This is a genomic window from Ruegeria sp. SCP10, assembly GCF_040329495.1.
Taxonomy (GTDB): domain Bacteria; phylum Pseudomonadota; class Alphaproteobacteria; order Rhodobacterales; family Rhodobacteraceae; genus Ruegeria.
Map to the genome: position 1 here is coordinate 1 of NZ_JBDZYF010000009.1, position 14,327 is coordinate 14,327.

The 14,327-nt window shown below is 58.2% G+C and carries 18 protein-coding genes; 14 read left to right on the forward strand and 4 right to left on the reverse strand.

Annotation, left to right across the window (positions count from 1 at the left end):
* Positions 1-261, reverse strand: a 261-nt coding sequence (locus tag ABLN87_RS16485; RefSeq protein WP_353012114.1) for a hypothetical protein, incomplete at its 3' end; no start/stop codon positions are given.
* A 124-nt stretch (positions 262-385) separates the two neighbouring features.
* Here ABLN87_RS16485 and ABLN87_RS16490 point away from each other — a divergent pair.
* Positions 386-1,501, forward strand: coding sequence for a tetratricopeptide repeat protein (locus ABLN87_RS16490; protein WP_353012117.1), 1,116 nt, complete (start codon positions 386-388; stop codon positions 1,499-1,501).
* 86 nt (positions 1,502-1,587) lie between these two features.
* On the opposite strand, the gene rpe is transcribed toward ABLN87_RS16490, so the two are convergent.
* Positions 1,588-2,271, reverse strand: a complete 684-nt coding sequence (rpe, locus tag ABLN87_RS16495) for a ribulose-phosphate 3-epimerase (RefSeq protein ID WP_353012119.1) — start codon at positions 2,269-2,271, stop codon at positions 1,588-1,590.
* Between the two features lie 163 nt (positions 2,272-2,434).
* Here rpe and phnC point away from each other — a divergent pair, with 163 nt between their 5' ends.
* From phnC to ABLN87_RS16520, 5 genes are all read left to right on the forward strand, one after another.
* The gene (phnC, locus tag ABLN87_RS16500) at positions 2,435-3,256 is read left to right on the forward strand and encodes a phosphonate ABC transporter ATP-binding protein (RefSeq protein ID WP_353012122.1); all 822 of its coding nucleotides are present in this window, start codon (positions 2,435-2,437) and stop codon (positions 3,254-3,256) included.
* A gap of 63 nt (positions 3,257-3,319) precedes the next feature.
* Positions 3,320-4,222: a phosphonate ABC transporter substrate-binding protein gene (gene phnD, locus ABLN87_RS16505; RefSeq protein WP_353012125.1), complete on the forward strand. Its 903-nt coding sequence runs from the start codon at positions 3,320-3,322 to the stop codon at positions 4,220-4,222.
* A 65-nt stretch (positions 4,223-4,287) separates the two neighbouring features.
* Positions 4,288-5,169: a phosphonate ABC transporter, permease protein PhnE gene (gene phnE, locus ABLN87_RS16510; RefSeq protein WP_353012127.1), complete on the forward strand. Its 882-nt coding sequence runs from the start codon at positions 4,288-4,290 to the stop codon at positions 5,167-5,169.
* On the forward strand, positions 5,166-6,533 hold the full coding sequence (gene phnE / locus ABLN87_RS16515) for a phosphonate ABC transporter, permease protein PhnE (RefSeq protein ID WP_353012129.1): 1,368 nt from the start codon (positions 5,166-5,168) through the stop codon (positions 6,531-6,533). The genes phnE (ABLN87_RS16510) and phnE (ABLN87_RS16515) overlap by 4 nt, the downstream gene beginning before the upstream one ends.
* Positions 6,534-6,553: 20 nt before the next feature.
* Positions 6,554-7,168 carry a chloramphenicol acetyltransferase gene (locus ABLN87_RS16520; protein WP_353012132.1) on the forward strand — a complete coding sequence of 205 codons (615 nt, stop codon included), beginning with the start codon at positions 6,554-6,556 and terminating at the stop codon, positions 7,166-7,168.
* Positions 7,169-7,224: 56 nt separating this feature from the next.
* On the opposite strand, the gene phnF is transcribed toward ABLN87_RS16520, so the two are convergent.
* Positions 7,225-7,935, reverse strand: coding sequence for a phosphonate metabolism transcriptional regulator PhnF (gene phnF, locus ABLN87_RS16525; RefSeq protein ID WP_353012135.1), 711 nt, complete (start codon positions 7,933-7,935; stop codon positions 7,225-7,227).
* Positions 7,936-8,037: 102 nt separating this feature from the next.
* Here phnF and phnG point away from each other — a divergent pair, with 102 nt between their 5' ends.
* The 8 genes from phnG to phnN are packed head-to-tail and all read left to right on the forward strand — an operon-like array spanning position 8,038 to position 13,634.
* On the forward strand, positions 8,038-8,496 hold the full coding sequence (gene phnG, locus ABLN87_RS16530) for a phosphonate C-P lyase system protein PhnG (protein WP_353012137.1): 459 nt from the start codon (positions 8,038-8,040) through the stop codon (positions 8,494-8,496).
* Complete coding sequence (gene phnH / locus ABLN87_RS16535; RefSeq protein ID WP_353012140.1) at positions 8,496-9,071, forward strand: phosphonate C-P lyase system protein PhnH; 576 nt, start codon at positions 8,496-8,498, stop codon at positions 9,069-9,071. Before phnG ends, phnH begins: the two co-directional genes overlap by 1 nt.
* A 3-nt stretch (positions 9,072-9,074) precedes the next feature.
* The gene (locus ABLN87_RS16540) at positions 9,075-10,166 is read left to right on the forward strand and encodes a carbon-phosphorus lyase complex subunit PhnI (RefSeq protein WP_353012142.1); all 1,092 of its coding nucleotides are present in this window, start codon (positions 9,075-9,077) and stop codon (positions 10,164-10,166) included.
* Positions 10,163-10,759, forward strand: a complete 597-nt coding sequence (locus tag ABLN87_RS16545) for an HAD family hydrolase (protein WP_353012145.1) — start codon at positions 10,163-10,165, stop codon at positions 10,757-10,759. Before ABLN87_RS16540 ends, ABLN87_RS16545 begins: the two co-directional genes overlap by 4 nt.
* On the forward strand, positions 10,756-11,616 hold the full coding sequence (locus ABLN87_RS16550; protein WP_170531267.1) for an alpha-D-ribose 1-methylphosphonate 5-phosphate C-P-lyase PhnJ: 861 nt from the start codon (positions 10,756-10,758) through the stop codon (positions 11,614-11,616). Before ABLN87_RS16545 ends, ABLN87_RS16550 begins: the two co-directional genes overlap by 4 nt.
* Entirely contained in the window at positions 11,613-12,383 is a 771-nt protein-coding gene (gene phnK, locus ABLN87_RS16555; RefSeq protein WP_353012148.1) for a phosphonate C-P lyase system protein PhnK, read from the forward strand. The genes ABLN87_RS16550 and phnK overlap by 4 nt, the downstream gene beginning before the upstream one ends.
* A gap of 22 nt (positions 12,384-12,405) precedes the next feature.
* A complete protein-coding gene (phnL, locus tag ABLN87_RS16560; RefSeq protein ID WP_353012151.1) occupies positions 12,406-13,089 on the forward strand; it encodes a phosphonate C-P lyase system protein PhnL in 684 nt (227 codons plus the stop codon).
* Complete coding sequence (gene phnN / locus ABLN87_RS16565) at positions 13,086-13,634, forward strand: phosphonate metabolism protein/1,5-bisphosphokinase (PRPP-forming) PhnN (protein WP_353012153.1); 549 nt, start codon at positions 13,086-13,088, stop codon at positions 13,632-13,634. Before phnL ends, phnN begins: the two co-directional genes overlap by 4 nt.
* Here phnN and ABLN87_RS16570 read toward each other — a convergent pair.
* Positions 13,616-14,299, reverse strand: a complete 684-nt coding sequence (locus ABLN87_RS16570; RefSeq protein WP_353012156.1) for a DUF1045 domain-containing protein — start codon at positions 14,297-14,299, stop codon at positions 13,616-13,618. The two genes, phnN and ABLN87_RS16570, sit on opposite strands and share 19 nt — an antisense overlap.
* Positions 14,300-14,327 lie beyond the last annotated feature (28 nt).

A 14,327-nucleotide genomic window follows, 5' to 3' on the forward strand; every position in this document is an offset into this window, starting at 1 on the left:
GTAAGGCGCGCTTGCCGCGCCTGGTTGCGGCAGGCGATTTTCCACAGGAAAATCTGCCGAGAGCAACTCGGTTGAACGAAAGAAGGCCGTCCCAAAAAGGGGCGGCCTTTTTGTCATCACAATTCGCGTTATTCTGTTTGAAACGAACAAAAGATATTCAGTTAATATGCCGACTTTGATCACCAGGTTTCTTGAATCCACAGCTCTGGCCTTACTCTTGTTGAGTTTTGGCGCTGCAGAAGGCCTTTCTAGGCCGCTCATTACGAATTCCCAGGTCACCTTTGCCTCTGCTTGTCTTGAGGGTTCCGAGACTGCGGAGCGCCTGGTCGAAATCTGCCAGCAAGGATTGGGTGATGTCGACGCGTCTGACAGGCAGCGCATCGAGATGTTGGATGTGCTCGCATGGGCGTATTTCGACCTTGGGAAATTGGACAAATCCGAAGAAGCATTCTCGGAAATCCTCGACATAAACCCGAATGCAGAACCCGGGCTGCAGGGGCGCGCCTGGATTTACTACTACCGGGATGATTATGTCCAAGCCAGTGAGTGGTTTCGCAAAGCGGTTGCGCGCAAGCCATCTGCGGAAAGCCTGTCAGGACTGGCAGCAAGTGATCGCCACAGTGGTCAAGTTGAGTTCGATGAATACGAAGAAAGCATGCGCCTCGCGCTGGCGCTGGACCCTGAATATACATGGGGTATCCGGGAACTGGCGTGGAGCCTAACCGACCAGTTTCGCTATGACGAAGCACTGGAATTGTTTCGAACCGCTACCGAAATTGATTCATTCGACGCCAATGCACAGTACGGTATGGCTGTCGTTCTGATCGAGCAGGATGAATGGGAAGAAGCCTTCAACTATATAACACGCACGCTCGAGTTGGATCCGGATTTTGTTGCCGGGAAATCCCGCCGCTCTCTTATCCTTTTGATGCTGGATCGTCCCAAGCAGGCGCTGGCAGATGCCGAGGCAGTTATTAACGCCACTCCCGATGAGGCGGATGGTTATGTTCGCAAGGCTCGGGCGCTTTCAGCGATGGGGCGCAGGGCGAAGGCGCATGAAGTGCTACAAACAGCCGAAGAAATGGCCGGGCCAAACAGTTACCTTTTGTATTGGCGGGCTGATCTTCTTGCTGCGGATTATGAGTTCGAGGCGGCGCTGGTTCAGATACGGCGCAGCGTCAAGCGGGACGACGCCAATCATATTGATCATCGTTTTCATGCAGAGATAGCCCTTTGGCTTGACAAAACGACAGAGGCCCGAGGCGCAATCAATAGGGCGCTGAAGCTAAGCCCTGATGAGCCTTACACACAGTATGTGAATGCGCTGGTCATGTTGAACGAAGGGCAGTTCAAAGCCGCTGAGAGCACCTTTGACATGGCAATTGAGGCTGGCTTGTCGGAAGACTACTTGGGAGATTTCCTCTCAGCTTTGGTGGCTGAAGGGCGCATCGTGCAGGCCCTTAGGATGCGCGTTCGCTACAGCAATGGGAACCAAGGATAAGGCATCAATCCTCTTGGGCGTATCCGGGTTGGTGCGGCGTGTTGCGTACAGCGGTCAATCTGATCGTCCGAGCTGTGGTCCTAAACTCAACCACCCTCTGCCGCCGCACGTACTGCCCGGATATTCTCGCCATAGACCTCAGGCTGATCTACCGACCCGCCCTTGAATACCGCTGAACCGGCGACCAGTACGTCGGCGCCGGCAGCTGTGACCAGAGGAGCAGTCCGGGGATCAACGCCGCCGTCGATTTCAATATGCACCGGGCGGTCGCCGATCATCTGGCGCAGCTTGCGGATCTTTGTGGTCATGTCGATGAACTTCTGGCCGCCAAAGCCCGGGTTCACGGTCATCACACAAACCAGATCAGTAAGGTCCAGCAGATGCTCGACCGCCTCGGCAGGAGTGCCGGGGTTCAGCGCGATGCCGGCCTTCATGCCAGCGGCGCGGATCGCTTGCAGAGTACGGTGGCTGTGCGGGCCAGCCTCGACATGGGCGGTCAGGATGTCAGCGCCTGCATCGGCATAGGCCTGAATGTAAGGATCGACGGGTGTGATCATCAGATGCACGTCCATGACCGTTTTGACATGCGGGCGGAATGCTTTGACGGCGGGGGGGCCAAAGGTCAGGTTGGGCACGAAATGCCCGTCCATCACATCGACATGCACCCAATCGGCGCCCTCAGCCTCGATGGCCTGAATCTCAGCACCGAAATTGGCGAAATCGGCAGACAGAATGGAAGGCGCGATCTTGATGGTGCGGTCAAAGCTCATGGCGGTCTCGTATCAGCTGAAGAGTCGGGGTCGCGTATACCTGCGCCAGCCGGGGAAGGATAGTCCCGGCGCTTTGCGCGTCGTTACAAAACTTTCATCGCGCTGACACATATCCGTTTTGTGGTGTCTGTAGCTGACCGCCAATACGAATTGGGGGTGGCACGTGCTGCGGATCGAGAAACTGACCAAGCGCTTCGGCGAGAACACCGCCGTTGATGCAGCGACACTGGATGTAGATAAGCCGTGCATGATCGGCATCATCGGGCGCTCGGGCGCGGGTAAATCGACTCTGTTGCGGATGATCAACCGTCTGACGGATTCGACCGAAGGCGGGATTTTGTTCGAAGGCCGCGATGTCACCAAGCTGAAAGGCCGTGAGAAACGCGCCTGGCAGGCTGATTGCGCGATGATCTTTCAGCAGTTCAATCTGGTGCCGCGCATGGATGTGGTGTCAAATGTGCTGCATGGCACGCTAAACCGTCATTCGACGTTGGCCACAATGTTCAACCTATACCCAATGGCCGAGATTCACCGCGCCATCGACATTCTGGATCGTCTGGGGATCGCCGAACACGCGCCCAAACGGGCCGAAGCACTTTCGGGTGGGCAGCAGCAGCGCGTCGCGATTGCACGCGCCCTGATGCAGGACCCCAGGATGATTCTGGCGGATGAGCCGATTGCCTCGCTCGACCCGATGAACGCACAGGTCGTGATGCAGGCGCTGCGCCGCATCCACGAAGAAGATGGCCGCACGGTCATCGCCAACCTGCATACGCTGGACACTGCGCGCCGCTATTGCGACCGCGTGGTCGGTATGCGCGACGGGCGCATCGTCTTTGATGGCCTACCCGAGCAACTGACAACCGGCGTCGCCCGCGAGATCTACGGGGCCGATGCCAGCTTCTCGGAAGAGGCAACCTCGACCGAGATCGAAACTCTGGATGCCACCCAGAAGGCGCTGATGGAAGCAGAAGCAACCATCTGAGCCACCTACCCCCTTTCATCGACCGGCTGATGAAAGGCCGGCACATCAACTGGAGAGAGACAGATGAAAAAACTGATTGCTGCCCTTGCTGCGACCACTGCCCTGGCCACACCGGCCCTGGCTGACGAAATCAGCGAGTTCCGCATTGGCATTCTGGGCGGCGAAAACGCCCAGGACCGTATGAGTAAGAACGAATGTCTGCGTGAATACACCGAAGAGGTTCTGGGTGTTGAAACCAAGCTGTTCGCCCCTGCCGACTATGACGGCGTGATCCAGGGCCTGTTGGGCGGTACCATCGACATGGCGTGGCTGGGCGCATCGGGCTATGCGAAAACCTATCTGAGCGATCCCGAAGCGGTTGAACCGGTTCTGGTCAAAGTGAACGTGGACGGCGGCTACGGTTATTACTCGATCGGTTTTGCCCGCAAAGACAGCGGCATCACCTCGCTGGAAGACATGAAGGGCAAGACCTTTGGCTTTGGCGATCCGAACTCGACTTCGGGCTATCTGATCCCGTCGATTGAAATCCCTGCCGCGACCGGTTCGACCATGGAATCGGGTGACTATTTTGGTGAAGTGAAATTCACCGGCGGCCATGAGCAGACCATCGTAGCAGTCAACAACGGTGACGTTGACGGCGGCGTCACCTGGGCCGATGGGCTGGGCGACTGGGAAGACGGTTTCAACTCGGGCGCCCTGCGCCGTGCAGTTGATGCAGGTCTGGTCGATATGAACGACATGGTCATGATCTGGCAGTCCAAGCCGATCCCGGAAGGCCCGGTTGTTCTGCGCACCGCACTGCCTGCGGATGTCAAAGAGAAGATGACTGCCCTGATGGCAGGTCTGGCTGAGAAAGACCGCGAATGCTTCTACGGTGTTGCGGCGGGCGAAGCCAAAGCGTTCGAGCCGATCACGCACGAAGCCTACGAAGTCATCATCGAAGCACGCAAGCTGAAGTCCAACTAAGCCTGCATCTTCCAAGTTCGGGGTCCGGTTTCCGCCGGGCCCCGTTCTCCACTCAGGAGCATTCCATGACAGACCTGACCGCAGGGTCCCAGACCGTCGACCAGATCCGGGCCGACTATTCCGATATGACACGGCGCAAGCGGGTCTATGGTGGTATTCTTCTGATCCTTTTTGTTGCGCTGATGGCCGCGGGTTTCCGTACCGCAGACAGCCGCAACGCAGGCAGCTTTATCGACGGATGGCACCGCATATTCGACTACCCCTCGGAAGTTCTGTCAGAGGCGTGGGAGAAGATCGGGTCGATGCCCGAGAACCTGGTCAAGTTTTTCCCGGCTCTGATCGAGACGATCAACATTGCCGCAGCCTCCACCCTGATCGGGACCATCGCAGGGACGTTTCTGGCCTTGATGTCGACGCGGGGCATGGCGCTTTGGCCTGCACTTATCCCGCTGTTCCGACGCATTGCCGATATCTGTCGCGCGATCCCCGAAATTGTCATCGCTTTGGTGCTGATCTTCGTTCTGGGTGGCGGCCCGGTTCCAGCGATGATCGCGATTGCAATCCATACGGCCGGGGCATTGGGCAAATTGTTCTCGGAAGTGAACGAAAACGCCTCACTAAAACCGGTAGAAGGGCTGCACTCAGCCGGAGCTAATTGGTCACAACGCATGTATCTGGGGGTCATCCCACAGGTTGGGCCGAACTACGTCAGCTATGCACTACTGCGGTTCGAGATCAACATCCGCGCGTCGGCCATTCTGGGTTTCGTCGGTGCGGGTGGTCTGGGCTATGAATTGCGGAACTCGATGTCCTGGGGGCAGGGGCGTTATGATGAAGCGGCAGCCATCTTCCTTCTTCTCTTTGTCACTATCGTCGTTGTGGACCAGATATCAGGTGTGCTGCGCGACCGCCTGACCCATGGCTCGGAAAAAGGAGCCTCAGCATGAGCACCTTCGCAACCGATCTGTCGATTGATGAGCTGAAGGCCGAGGCGGGCCGCCTGTTCAGCCGCAAGCGCCTGATGAATTTCGGCCTGCCTGTGCTGGTTCTGGTCTATCTGACCTATGTGTTCTTCGCCTTTGACGTGCCGGGTCTGACAGCCCGCGCCAATCTGGAGAATGGCAAAACACTGGTTGCAGACAGTTACAGCTATAAAACCCATATCGAGCGGGACAATCGCACCGGCGAGGTTTCAGCCGCCATCGAGGGCGAACGCAAGGGCGCATATCCCGAAGGTGAGGCCCCGGATTGGGTTGCGCTGGGCGAAACAACCGTGATCGATCTGGAGGATGGGTATGTTGTCCGTTTCGGTCCGGAAACGATTGAATATGACATCCCCGGCTATGGCACCGTGCGCGCCACCCCGACGCGCGCCGCTGGGGTGCAGGCTGAATTGCCAACGGGTGATGTCCCCGAGTGGATCAATGTTTCGAAAAACCGGATGGCCATCACCACGGATGCGGGCCGCCTGACGGTGACCCGAAACCGCGCCGAAGTATTCCGGTACTTCAACGGGTGGGAGCTGTTCTGGTTCACGCTGGACAGCCCGTATTATGGCCAGTCTTTCTCTGAGTTGGCCGGGCGTGCCGCCAGTGGTGAAGCGGGGGCCATTTTCAATGACTTCTGGACCAATAAGATGTGGCGGCACCAGGACGTGGCTTGGGCGATTTTTGAGACCATCCTGATGGCCTTTCTGGGCACGTTCGGTGCGGCCATCGTGGCGTTGCCGCTGGCGTTCCTGGCCACGCGCAACTTCAACCCGCTGAAATCTGTCCGGTTTTTCACCCGCCGTATCTTTGACTTCGTACGGGGTGTGGATGCGTTGATCTGGACCGTTGTGCTGGCCCGTGCCTTTGGTCCCGGCCCGTTAACCGGGGCTTTGGCCATGCTGGTGACGGATACAGGCACGTTCGGCAAGATCTTCTCGGAAGCGTTGGAGAATGTGGACCAGAAACAGATCGAAGGCGTGCAATCGACCGGGGCCAACGCCACGCAGCGCTATCGTTTTGGGGTTATCCCTCAGATCACGCCTGTTCTGCTAAGCCAGCTCTTGTATTTCCTCGAATCCAACACCCGCAGCGCCACCGTGATTGGTGCCATTACCGGTGGGGGTATCGGCCTGTTGCTGACCCAAGCGATCATCACGCAAAAGGACTGGGAAGAGGTCGCCTACTACATCGTCCTGATTATTCTGATGGTGATGCTGATGGACTGGTTCTCGGGCTGGCTACGCCGTCGATTGATCCAGGGAGAGTCAGGGAAGACGCGAAAGCCGCGTGATTCTAAACGTAAACCCTTCCTTTTGCCCTGACAGGATAATTGGACCAGACCATGCCAAGACTGCGTGAAGATCAGCCGTTCATTCACCCTGATTGTCAAATCACCAACAGCCAGTTTGGTGAATATGTCGAGATCGGCGCGGGTAGCCGTGTCGCAAATTCGGTCTGGGGTGACTATTCCTATTGTGACCGGACTTGCGACATCGCCAATGCCGAGATCGGCAAATTCGCCAATATCGCCAGTTTCACCCGCATCGGTGCAACAGATCACCCCATGGAGAAAGCGTCACTGCATCATTTTCTATATCGATCGGCGAGTTATTGGGACGATGAAGAGGATGATGCCGACTGGTTCGCCCATCGGGCCAGCCGTACTGCTAGGATTGGCCATGACACTTGGATTGGCCATGGTGCCATGATCAAACCCGAGATTACAATCGGGCATGGCGCGGTTGTGGCTGCCGGGGCCGTCGTCACAAAGGATGTTGCGCCTTTTACAATTGTCGGGGGTGTCACGGCGACTGAGATACGCCGCCGCTTTTCCGTCGACGTAGCCGACCGCATGATGGCATTGGCCTGGTGGGATTGGGACAATGCACACCTGCGCAGGGCCTTGCCGGATTTTCGCGCGCTAGATGCTGAGGCGTTTTTAGAAAAATACGAATAGGCATCAAGGGATAAGGCCTCCTTCAGAAGTTCGAAGAACCGCCGAAACCCGCGTGATCAATCCTCATTCAGGGTCAAGGTCACGCGCTCACCGGCAAAAACGGTCCGGCCAAGTTCCACTGGATTGCCATCGGGGTCTGCGTTGATCCCGGTTGAAAACAGCACCGGGGCTCCTTCGCTGAGATGCAGATGCAAAGCTTGAGTTGCCGTTGCCGCCCGCGCGGTCAGCCTGGTCGATATTCGGGTGTAATCGGATACACCACAGGTCTGCAGCGCCTTTGTGACGGATTGCGTATCTTGCAGAGCTTTCAAGAGATCGGGAAATCGCAGGGCCGGGAAAACACTTTGAAACAGCCCGATCGGCTGCCCATCGGCCAAAGATAATCCATCATAGACGTGCACGGGGTCGCCAGTGTTTAGCTGAAGTGCATCAGCTTCGGCCTCATCTGCGGCGCGGGTTGTCAGCGAGAGAATCTGTTTGCCCGGAATCTTGCCGCTGGCCGATATGTTCTTGTGGTACCGGACACGTTTGCCGATGGGATAATCGGTTGGGCGGGCAGCCACGAACACACCTGCGCCGCGGCGCGCGTGAACCAGGCCCTGTTTTGCCATATCCGACAATGCCCGCCGCACAGTATGGCGGTTGACGCCATGTTTTGCGGCCAGCTGCGCCTCGGTTGGGATGCGATCTCCGGTTTGGTACCGCCCTTCAGCTATGTCAGAGGTCAGGCTGAGCGAGATGCTTTTCCAGATCGGTGTTTTGCTCATGTCATCAAATATTCACAGAGTTTCGATTGCAGTGCAGATCCCTGCACGTTAATATTTGTCTAGTTGTATAGTATGTGTAGACAACCCCGCCAAGAGGCTTTGATGACAAATCAAACAGAAATTAAGACTGCCGCCCGGCAAGAATGGATGGGCCTTCTGGCGCGCGCGCCCGAAGGGGCGATGTTGGCGCTGTGGAATGGGCTTTCCGACCGTCCACATTTTGACTGGCTGCGCCGTCCTGAAGTCGGTGGCGTCATGGTCCGCGGTCGCGCGGGCAGCACTGGCGCACCGTTCAACCTGGGTGAAATGACTGTGACCCGCTGCTCCGTTGTTCTGGACGATGGCACCGTTGGGCACGGATATGTGCAGGGGCGGTCAAAGCCTAAGGCCGAAGCTGCGGCGCTGATTGACGCGATGATGCAGACCCCTGCGGCGGGAACCTTGAGGTCAGAGCTCTTGGAACCGCTTAAGCAGCAGATGCAAGCGTCGAAAACGGCGCGTGCGGCCAAGGCGGCGGCGACGAAGGTCGAGTTCTTCACGATGGTGCGGGGGGAAGACTGATGGCGCAACAAGCACAGTTTTCGGGCGGCTTTGATAACGCCCCAATCCAGGCGGCACATGCCTTCCGTGCAGCCATGACAGTCGTGGCCCGACCGGGTGAGATTCGCAGCCTGACCGGTGCTGTTCCTCCGGTGCCCTTGTCGGTTGCGGCGGCGACCCTGCTGCTGACGCTTTGCGACCCGGAAACCAAGCTTTATCTGGCCGGGGCAGTCGACACCGACGCCGTGCGCAAGTGGCTGACCTTTCACACTGGGGCAACTTTGGTTGCCGCGTCTGAGGCGGATTTTGCCGTTGGAACCTGGCAGGATTTGGAGCCCCTCAATGCGTATCGTATTGGAACGCCGGAATACCCCGATCGCTCGACCACGTTGATCGTGGAATGCGATGACCTGCAGGCATCAGGTGCGGTTCTGTCTGGGCCAGGCATCAAGGATGTCGCCCAACTGTCACTACCGGATGTGGCTGTTCTGCAAGCTAACGCGGCGCTCTACCCGTTGGGATGTGATTTCTTTCTGACCTGCGGCGATCAGGTTGCGGCTCTGCCGCGCAGCACGCAGATCACGGTAGGAGGCTAAGCTATGTATGTAGCTGTCAAAGGTGGTGAAAAGGCGATTGAAAACGCCCATGCCTGGCTGGCCGAGGAACGGCGTGGATCAACCGACGTGGCCGAGCTGAGCCTTGCGCAGATTCGTGAGCAGCTGAGCCTTGCGGTAAACCGGGTCATGGCCGAGGGCTCTCTGTACGATCCCGATCTGGCCGCATTGGCGATCAAACAGGCGCGCGGCGATCTGATCGAAGCGATCTTCCTGATCCGCGCCTATCGCACGACCTTACCGCGCTTTGGGTATTCAAACCCGGTTGATACGGGACAGATGGACTGTGACCGACGGATCTCGGCCACGTTCAAGGACGCGCCCGGCGGGCAGGTTCTGGGCCCGACTTTCGACTACACCCATCGCCTGCTGGATTTCAAACTGGCCGCTGATGGAGAGGTGCCCGCCGCGCCAGAAGGGGCGGCACGCACCGAATCAACGCCGCATATCACCGAATTCCTCAAGGGTGAGGACATCATTCAGGACGAAATTGCCAGTGATGAAACACCCGGTGACCTGACGCGCGAACCACTGGAGTTCCCATCGAACCGACCTTTGCGCTTGCAATCGCTGACGCGCGGGGATGAAGGGTTCGTGCTGGGCATGGCTTACTCAACCCAGCGCGGCTATGCCCGCAACCACGCCTTTGTCGGGGAACTAAGGATCGGCAAGGTCGCGGTTGAGATGGATATCCCCGAGCTGGGTTTTGCCATCGACATTGGCGAGGTTGAGCTGACCGAATGTGAAACGGTGAACCAGTTCAAGGGCTCCAAGGCCGAACCGCCGCAATTCACGCGCGGCTATGGCTTGGTGTTCGGGCAATCAGAACGGAAATCCATCTCGATGGCCTTGGTTGATCGCGCGCTGCGCTGGAAAGAACTGGGTGAGGATTTTGTTGGTGCTGCGGCGCAGGACGAAGAGTTTGTTCTGAGCCACTCGGACAACATCCAGGCGACCGGGTTCTTGGAACATATCAAACTGCCGCATTACGTGGATTTCCAGTCCGAACTGGAATTGGTCCGTAAACTGCGCCGCGAGGCCGAAGAGCGGATTGCGCCCAGGGAGGCCGCGGAATGAAGGCGGTCGTTTTTGATATTGGCGGTGTGCTGATTGATTGGCAGCCGCAATTGGCCTGGGCCGAAGCGCTGGGTTCAGAAGAGGCTGCTCATGCGTTTATCGAAAGAACGGGTTTTCGGGAAAAGAACGCGCGTGCCGACAATGGTGAGCAGTTTGCGGATCTGGCGCGAGAGTTAGAAGACCCGCAAGATCAAAACCTGTTTGTAGACTATGTTTCGCTTTACGCCCGGACGGTAGAAAACGCGATCCAGGGAACGTGGGATGTGTTGGACCGGTTGAAAGCTCAAGGAACCCCAGTCCACGCCATCACCAATTGGTCTGCGGAAACCTGGCCCGAAGGTCTGAAGGTCCACCCACGTTTGGGTGAGGTCTTCGGCACTCTGGTCGTGTCTGGGCAAGAAGGTGTGATGAAGCCGGATGCCCGTATTTACCACATGCTATGTGATCGTGCGGGAGTAGCGCCAGAAGACTGCGTTTTCATTGATGACGGGTTGCACAACGTCGAAGGCGCAAAGTCAGTCGGCATGGACGGTATACATTTCACCACGCCAAAAGCGCTGGACATCGCGCTAACTGAAAGAGGGTTCTTATGAGCGAGTATAATTTCGCCTATCTGGACGAACAGACCAAGCGGATGATCCGCCGCGCCATTCTCAAAGGGTTGGCAGTTCCAGGCTATCAAGTGCCATTCGCCAGCCGCGAGATGCCGATGCCCTATGGTTGGGGCACGGGCGGGGTGCAAGTCTCGGCTGCGACGCTGACGCCGGATGATACGTTCAAGGTGATCGACCAGGGCGCGGATGACACCACCAATGCGGTTTCGATCCGTAAGTTCTTTGAAAACACCGCAGGTGTAGCGACCACGGAAGAAACGGACAAGGCGACTGTCATTCAGACCCGTCACCGCATCCCCGAGGCGAAGCTGACCGAAGATCAGATATTGGTCTATCAGGTGCCGATCCCCGAGCCTCTGCGTTTTCTGGAACCGCGTGAAACCGAGACGCGCAAGATGCACAGCCTAGAGGAATACGGGCTAATGCATGTGAAGCTGTATGAAGACATCAGCCAGCATGGCGCGATTTCGACTTCTTACGCCTATCCGGTGAAAGTGTCGGAGCGGTATGTGATGGACCCGTCCCCGATTCCGAAATTCGATAACCCCAAGCTTGAGATGGACGCGATCCAGTTGTTTGGCGCGGGGCGCGAACAACGGATTTATGCAGTGCCGCCACACACGAAGGTCGTCAGCCTGGATTTCGAGGATTACCCGTTCGAGGCGACCAAGGCCGATCACTGCTGTGATCTGTGTGGGGCGACGGACAGTTATCTGGATGAGGTCATCACGGATGACGCAGGCAATCGCATGTTTGTCTGTTCGGACACCGACTATTGCCGGTCGCGCCGCGAGGCGGGCCATGTCGGTCCAATGACCAAGGAGAACGCGGCGTGACCCCCTTGTTGCAAGTCAAAGATATTCAGAAACACTATGGCGCGCGGATCGGCTGCACGGATGTCAGCTTTGATCTCTATCCGGGCGAAGTGATGGGGATCGTGGGCGAAAGCGGCTCGGGCAAATCGACCCTTTTGAACTGCTTGGCGGGGCATTTGGAGCCGGATGCCGGGCAGGTGGTCTTTGACACGCGTGCGGATGGTCCGGTGGACACCGTGACCATGTCGGAACCCGAGCGTCGAATGCTCAGCCGCACCGATTGGGCCTTTGTTCATCAGCATGCTCGCGATGGGCTGCGGATGTCGGTCAGTGCGGGCGGTAATATTGGCGAGCGGTTGATGGCGGTCGGCGATCGTCACTATGGCGACATCCGCGACAAGGCGATCGACTGGTTGGGTCGGGTCGAGATCAGCGAGGCCCGGGTCGATGATCGCCCCACTGCGTTCTCGGGCGGGATGCAGCAGCGCCTGCAGATCGCGCGCAATCTGGTGACCGGCCCCCGGCTGGTGTTCATGGATGAACCGACCGGCGGGCTGGACGTCTCGGTTCAGGCACGCCTGTTGGACCTGTTGCGCGGGCTGGTCCGCGAAATGGGGCTGAGCGCCATCATCGTCACCCATGATCTGGCCGTCGTGCGCCTGTTGGCGGACCGGTTGATGGTCATGAAAGACGGCCATGTGGTCGAGGCCGGGTTGACCGATCAGGTGCTGGACGATCCGCAACATGCCTACACGCAGCTGCTGGTCTCGAGCGTTCTGCAGGTTTGAATAGTTGGGAAAAGATGAAACTATGATTGAGCTGAACGACGTAAGCAAGAGCTTTACCCTGCACAATCAGGGCAGCGCGGTTATCCCGGTTATGGAAGGGGCCTCGTTAAAGGTCAGTGCGGGGGAATGCGTCGCGCTGACCGGGGCCTCGGGCGCGGGGAAATCCACGCTGATGCGGGTGATTTACGGGAACTATCTGGCGGCCGCGGGCAAAGTTCTGGTTGGTGGACTGGACGTGGCAAAGGCCGAACCACGAGAGATTCTTGCACTGCGGCGCGAAACGCTGGGCTATGTCAGCCAGTTTCTGCGGGTGGTCCCTCGGGTTCCGACGCTGGAGGTTGTGGCCGAGCCGTTGTTGGCGTTGGGGCATGACAGGCAGATCGCGTTGGGCAAGGCTGCAGGCCTGCTCAAGCGGTTGAACATTCCTGAACGGCTTTGGGCGCTGAGCCCGACGACGTTTTCGGGTGGCGAGCAGCAGCGGGTTAACATCGCACGCGGTTTCGCGCATGAGTACCCGGCGATGTTGCTGGATGAACCAACGGCCAGTTTGGATGCGCAGAACCGCGAAACGGTTTTGTCACTGATCGAAGAGGCAAAAACGCGCGGCGCCGCAATCGTGGGCATTTTCCACGACATCGAAGCCCGTCAGCGGGTGTGTGATCGCGAGATTGACGTGTCGGGCTTCACCCCGGGTAAAGCCGCATGACGCTGGCTCCGGTCATTGCTGTTGTCGGTCCTTCAGGGGTCGGCAAGGACAGCGTGATGGAGGCGCTGGAGGCCCGCGCGCCGGGTATTCAGCGGTTGCGCCGTGTGATCACCCGGCCGGAAGGGGAAGAGGGCGAGGATTTTGACCGCGTCTCGGCCGATTTGTTCGAACAGATGGTACTGGACGGGGCCTTTGCGCTGCATTGGTCGGCCCATGGGTTGCTGTATGGCGTGCCGTCTCAGATAGCTGAGCAGCGCAAGAATTGCAGCGCTGTATTGGTGAACTTCTCTCGGTCCGTACTGGTGCAGGCGCAGGAGGTCTTCGGGGATTTGGTTGTGGTCTCGCTGACTGCCAGCGCTGAAGTTCTGGCCCAGCGTCTTGCAGCGCGCGGGCGCGAAAACAGCGCTGAACAGGCCCGCCGGCTGGGTCGAGCACGCGCCCCTTTGCCCGAAGGGCTGGACCGCGTGTTCGAAATCGACAATTCAGGCGCGCTGGACGATACGGTCGGCGAGATCCTTAACCGACTTCAACTGGAAAGCGCGTAACGATGGATCAGGTGAAACCGCCCATCCTCGGCCTCGCCCATCAAAGCCAGATCGTTGATCTGGAAGGGCTTTGGCAAAAGCGGACCCAAATGCGCTTGAAGCGCAGTTTCGGTCGCGGCCAGAGAGGGTTTGTCCAACTTCCCGCTCAGCGTGATGTGAAACCGGAACGCATCCAGCACGTAAGGATAGCCCCATCTGATCAGATGGGCGTCCTGTTCCGGGGTCAGATTGGTGGCACGGCGACGCGCCAGTTCGCCCTCGGATGCGGGCGCGCGGAACCTATCAAGCTCTGTCACGCAGGCGGCGGCCAACGCATTCAGCGCCGCCGTATCGCCAACCGGACGCAAGGCCAGAAATCGACCCAGACGCGCGATCTCAAGCCCGTCCAAAGTCACTGGAGCCTGATCGGTTGCAAGCGTTTCGCAGGCTTGTTGCAAAGCCTCAAAGCTTTGGCCATCGCGCAGGCGAAATGGCGGCTTCATAGTCGCGTGCAGCCCGTATTTGCGGGGCACCTTGGTCACGGCGGCTACATCAACACCATCGACCGGTGGGTGTGCGACCTGCGTTCCGCTTTCCATATCCCAGCCCAGCCAGCTGGTTGCAAAAACCGTCCAATCCGCCTTGGCGGGTGGTGCAAAATAGATCGCGTATCGCGTGAATGTCACATTGGCCTCCTATTGCGTGGCCTTCCAA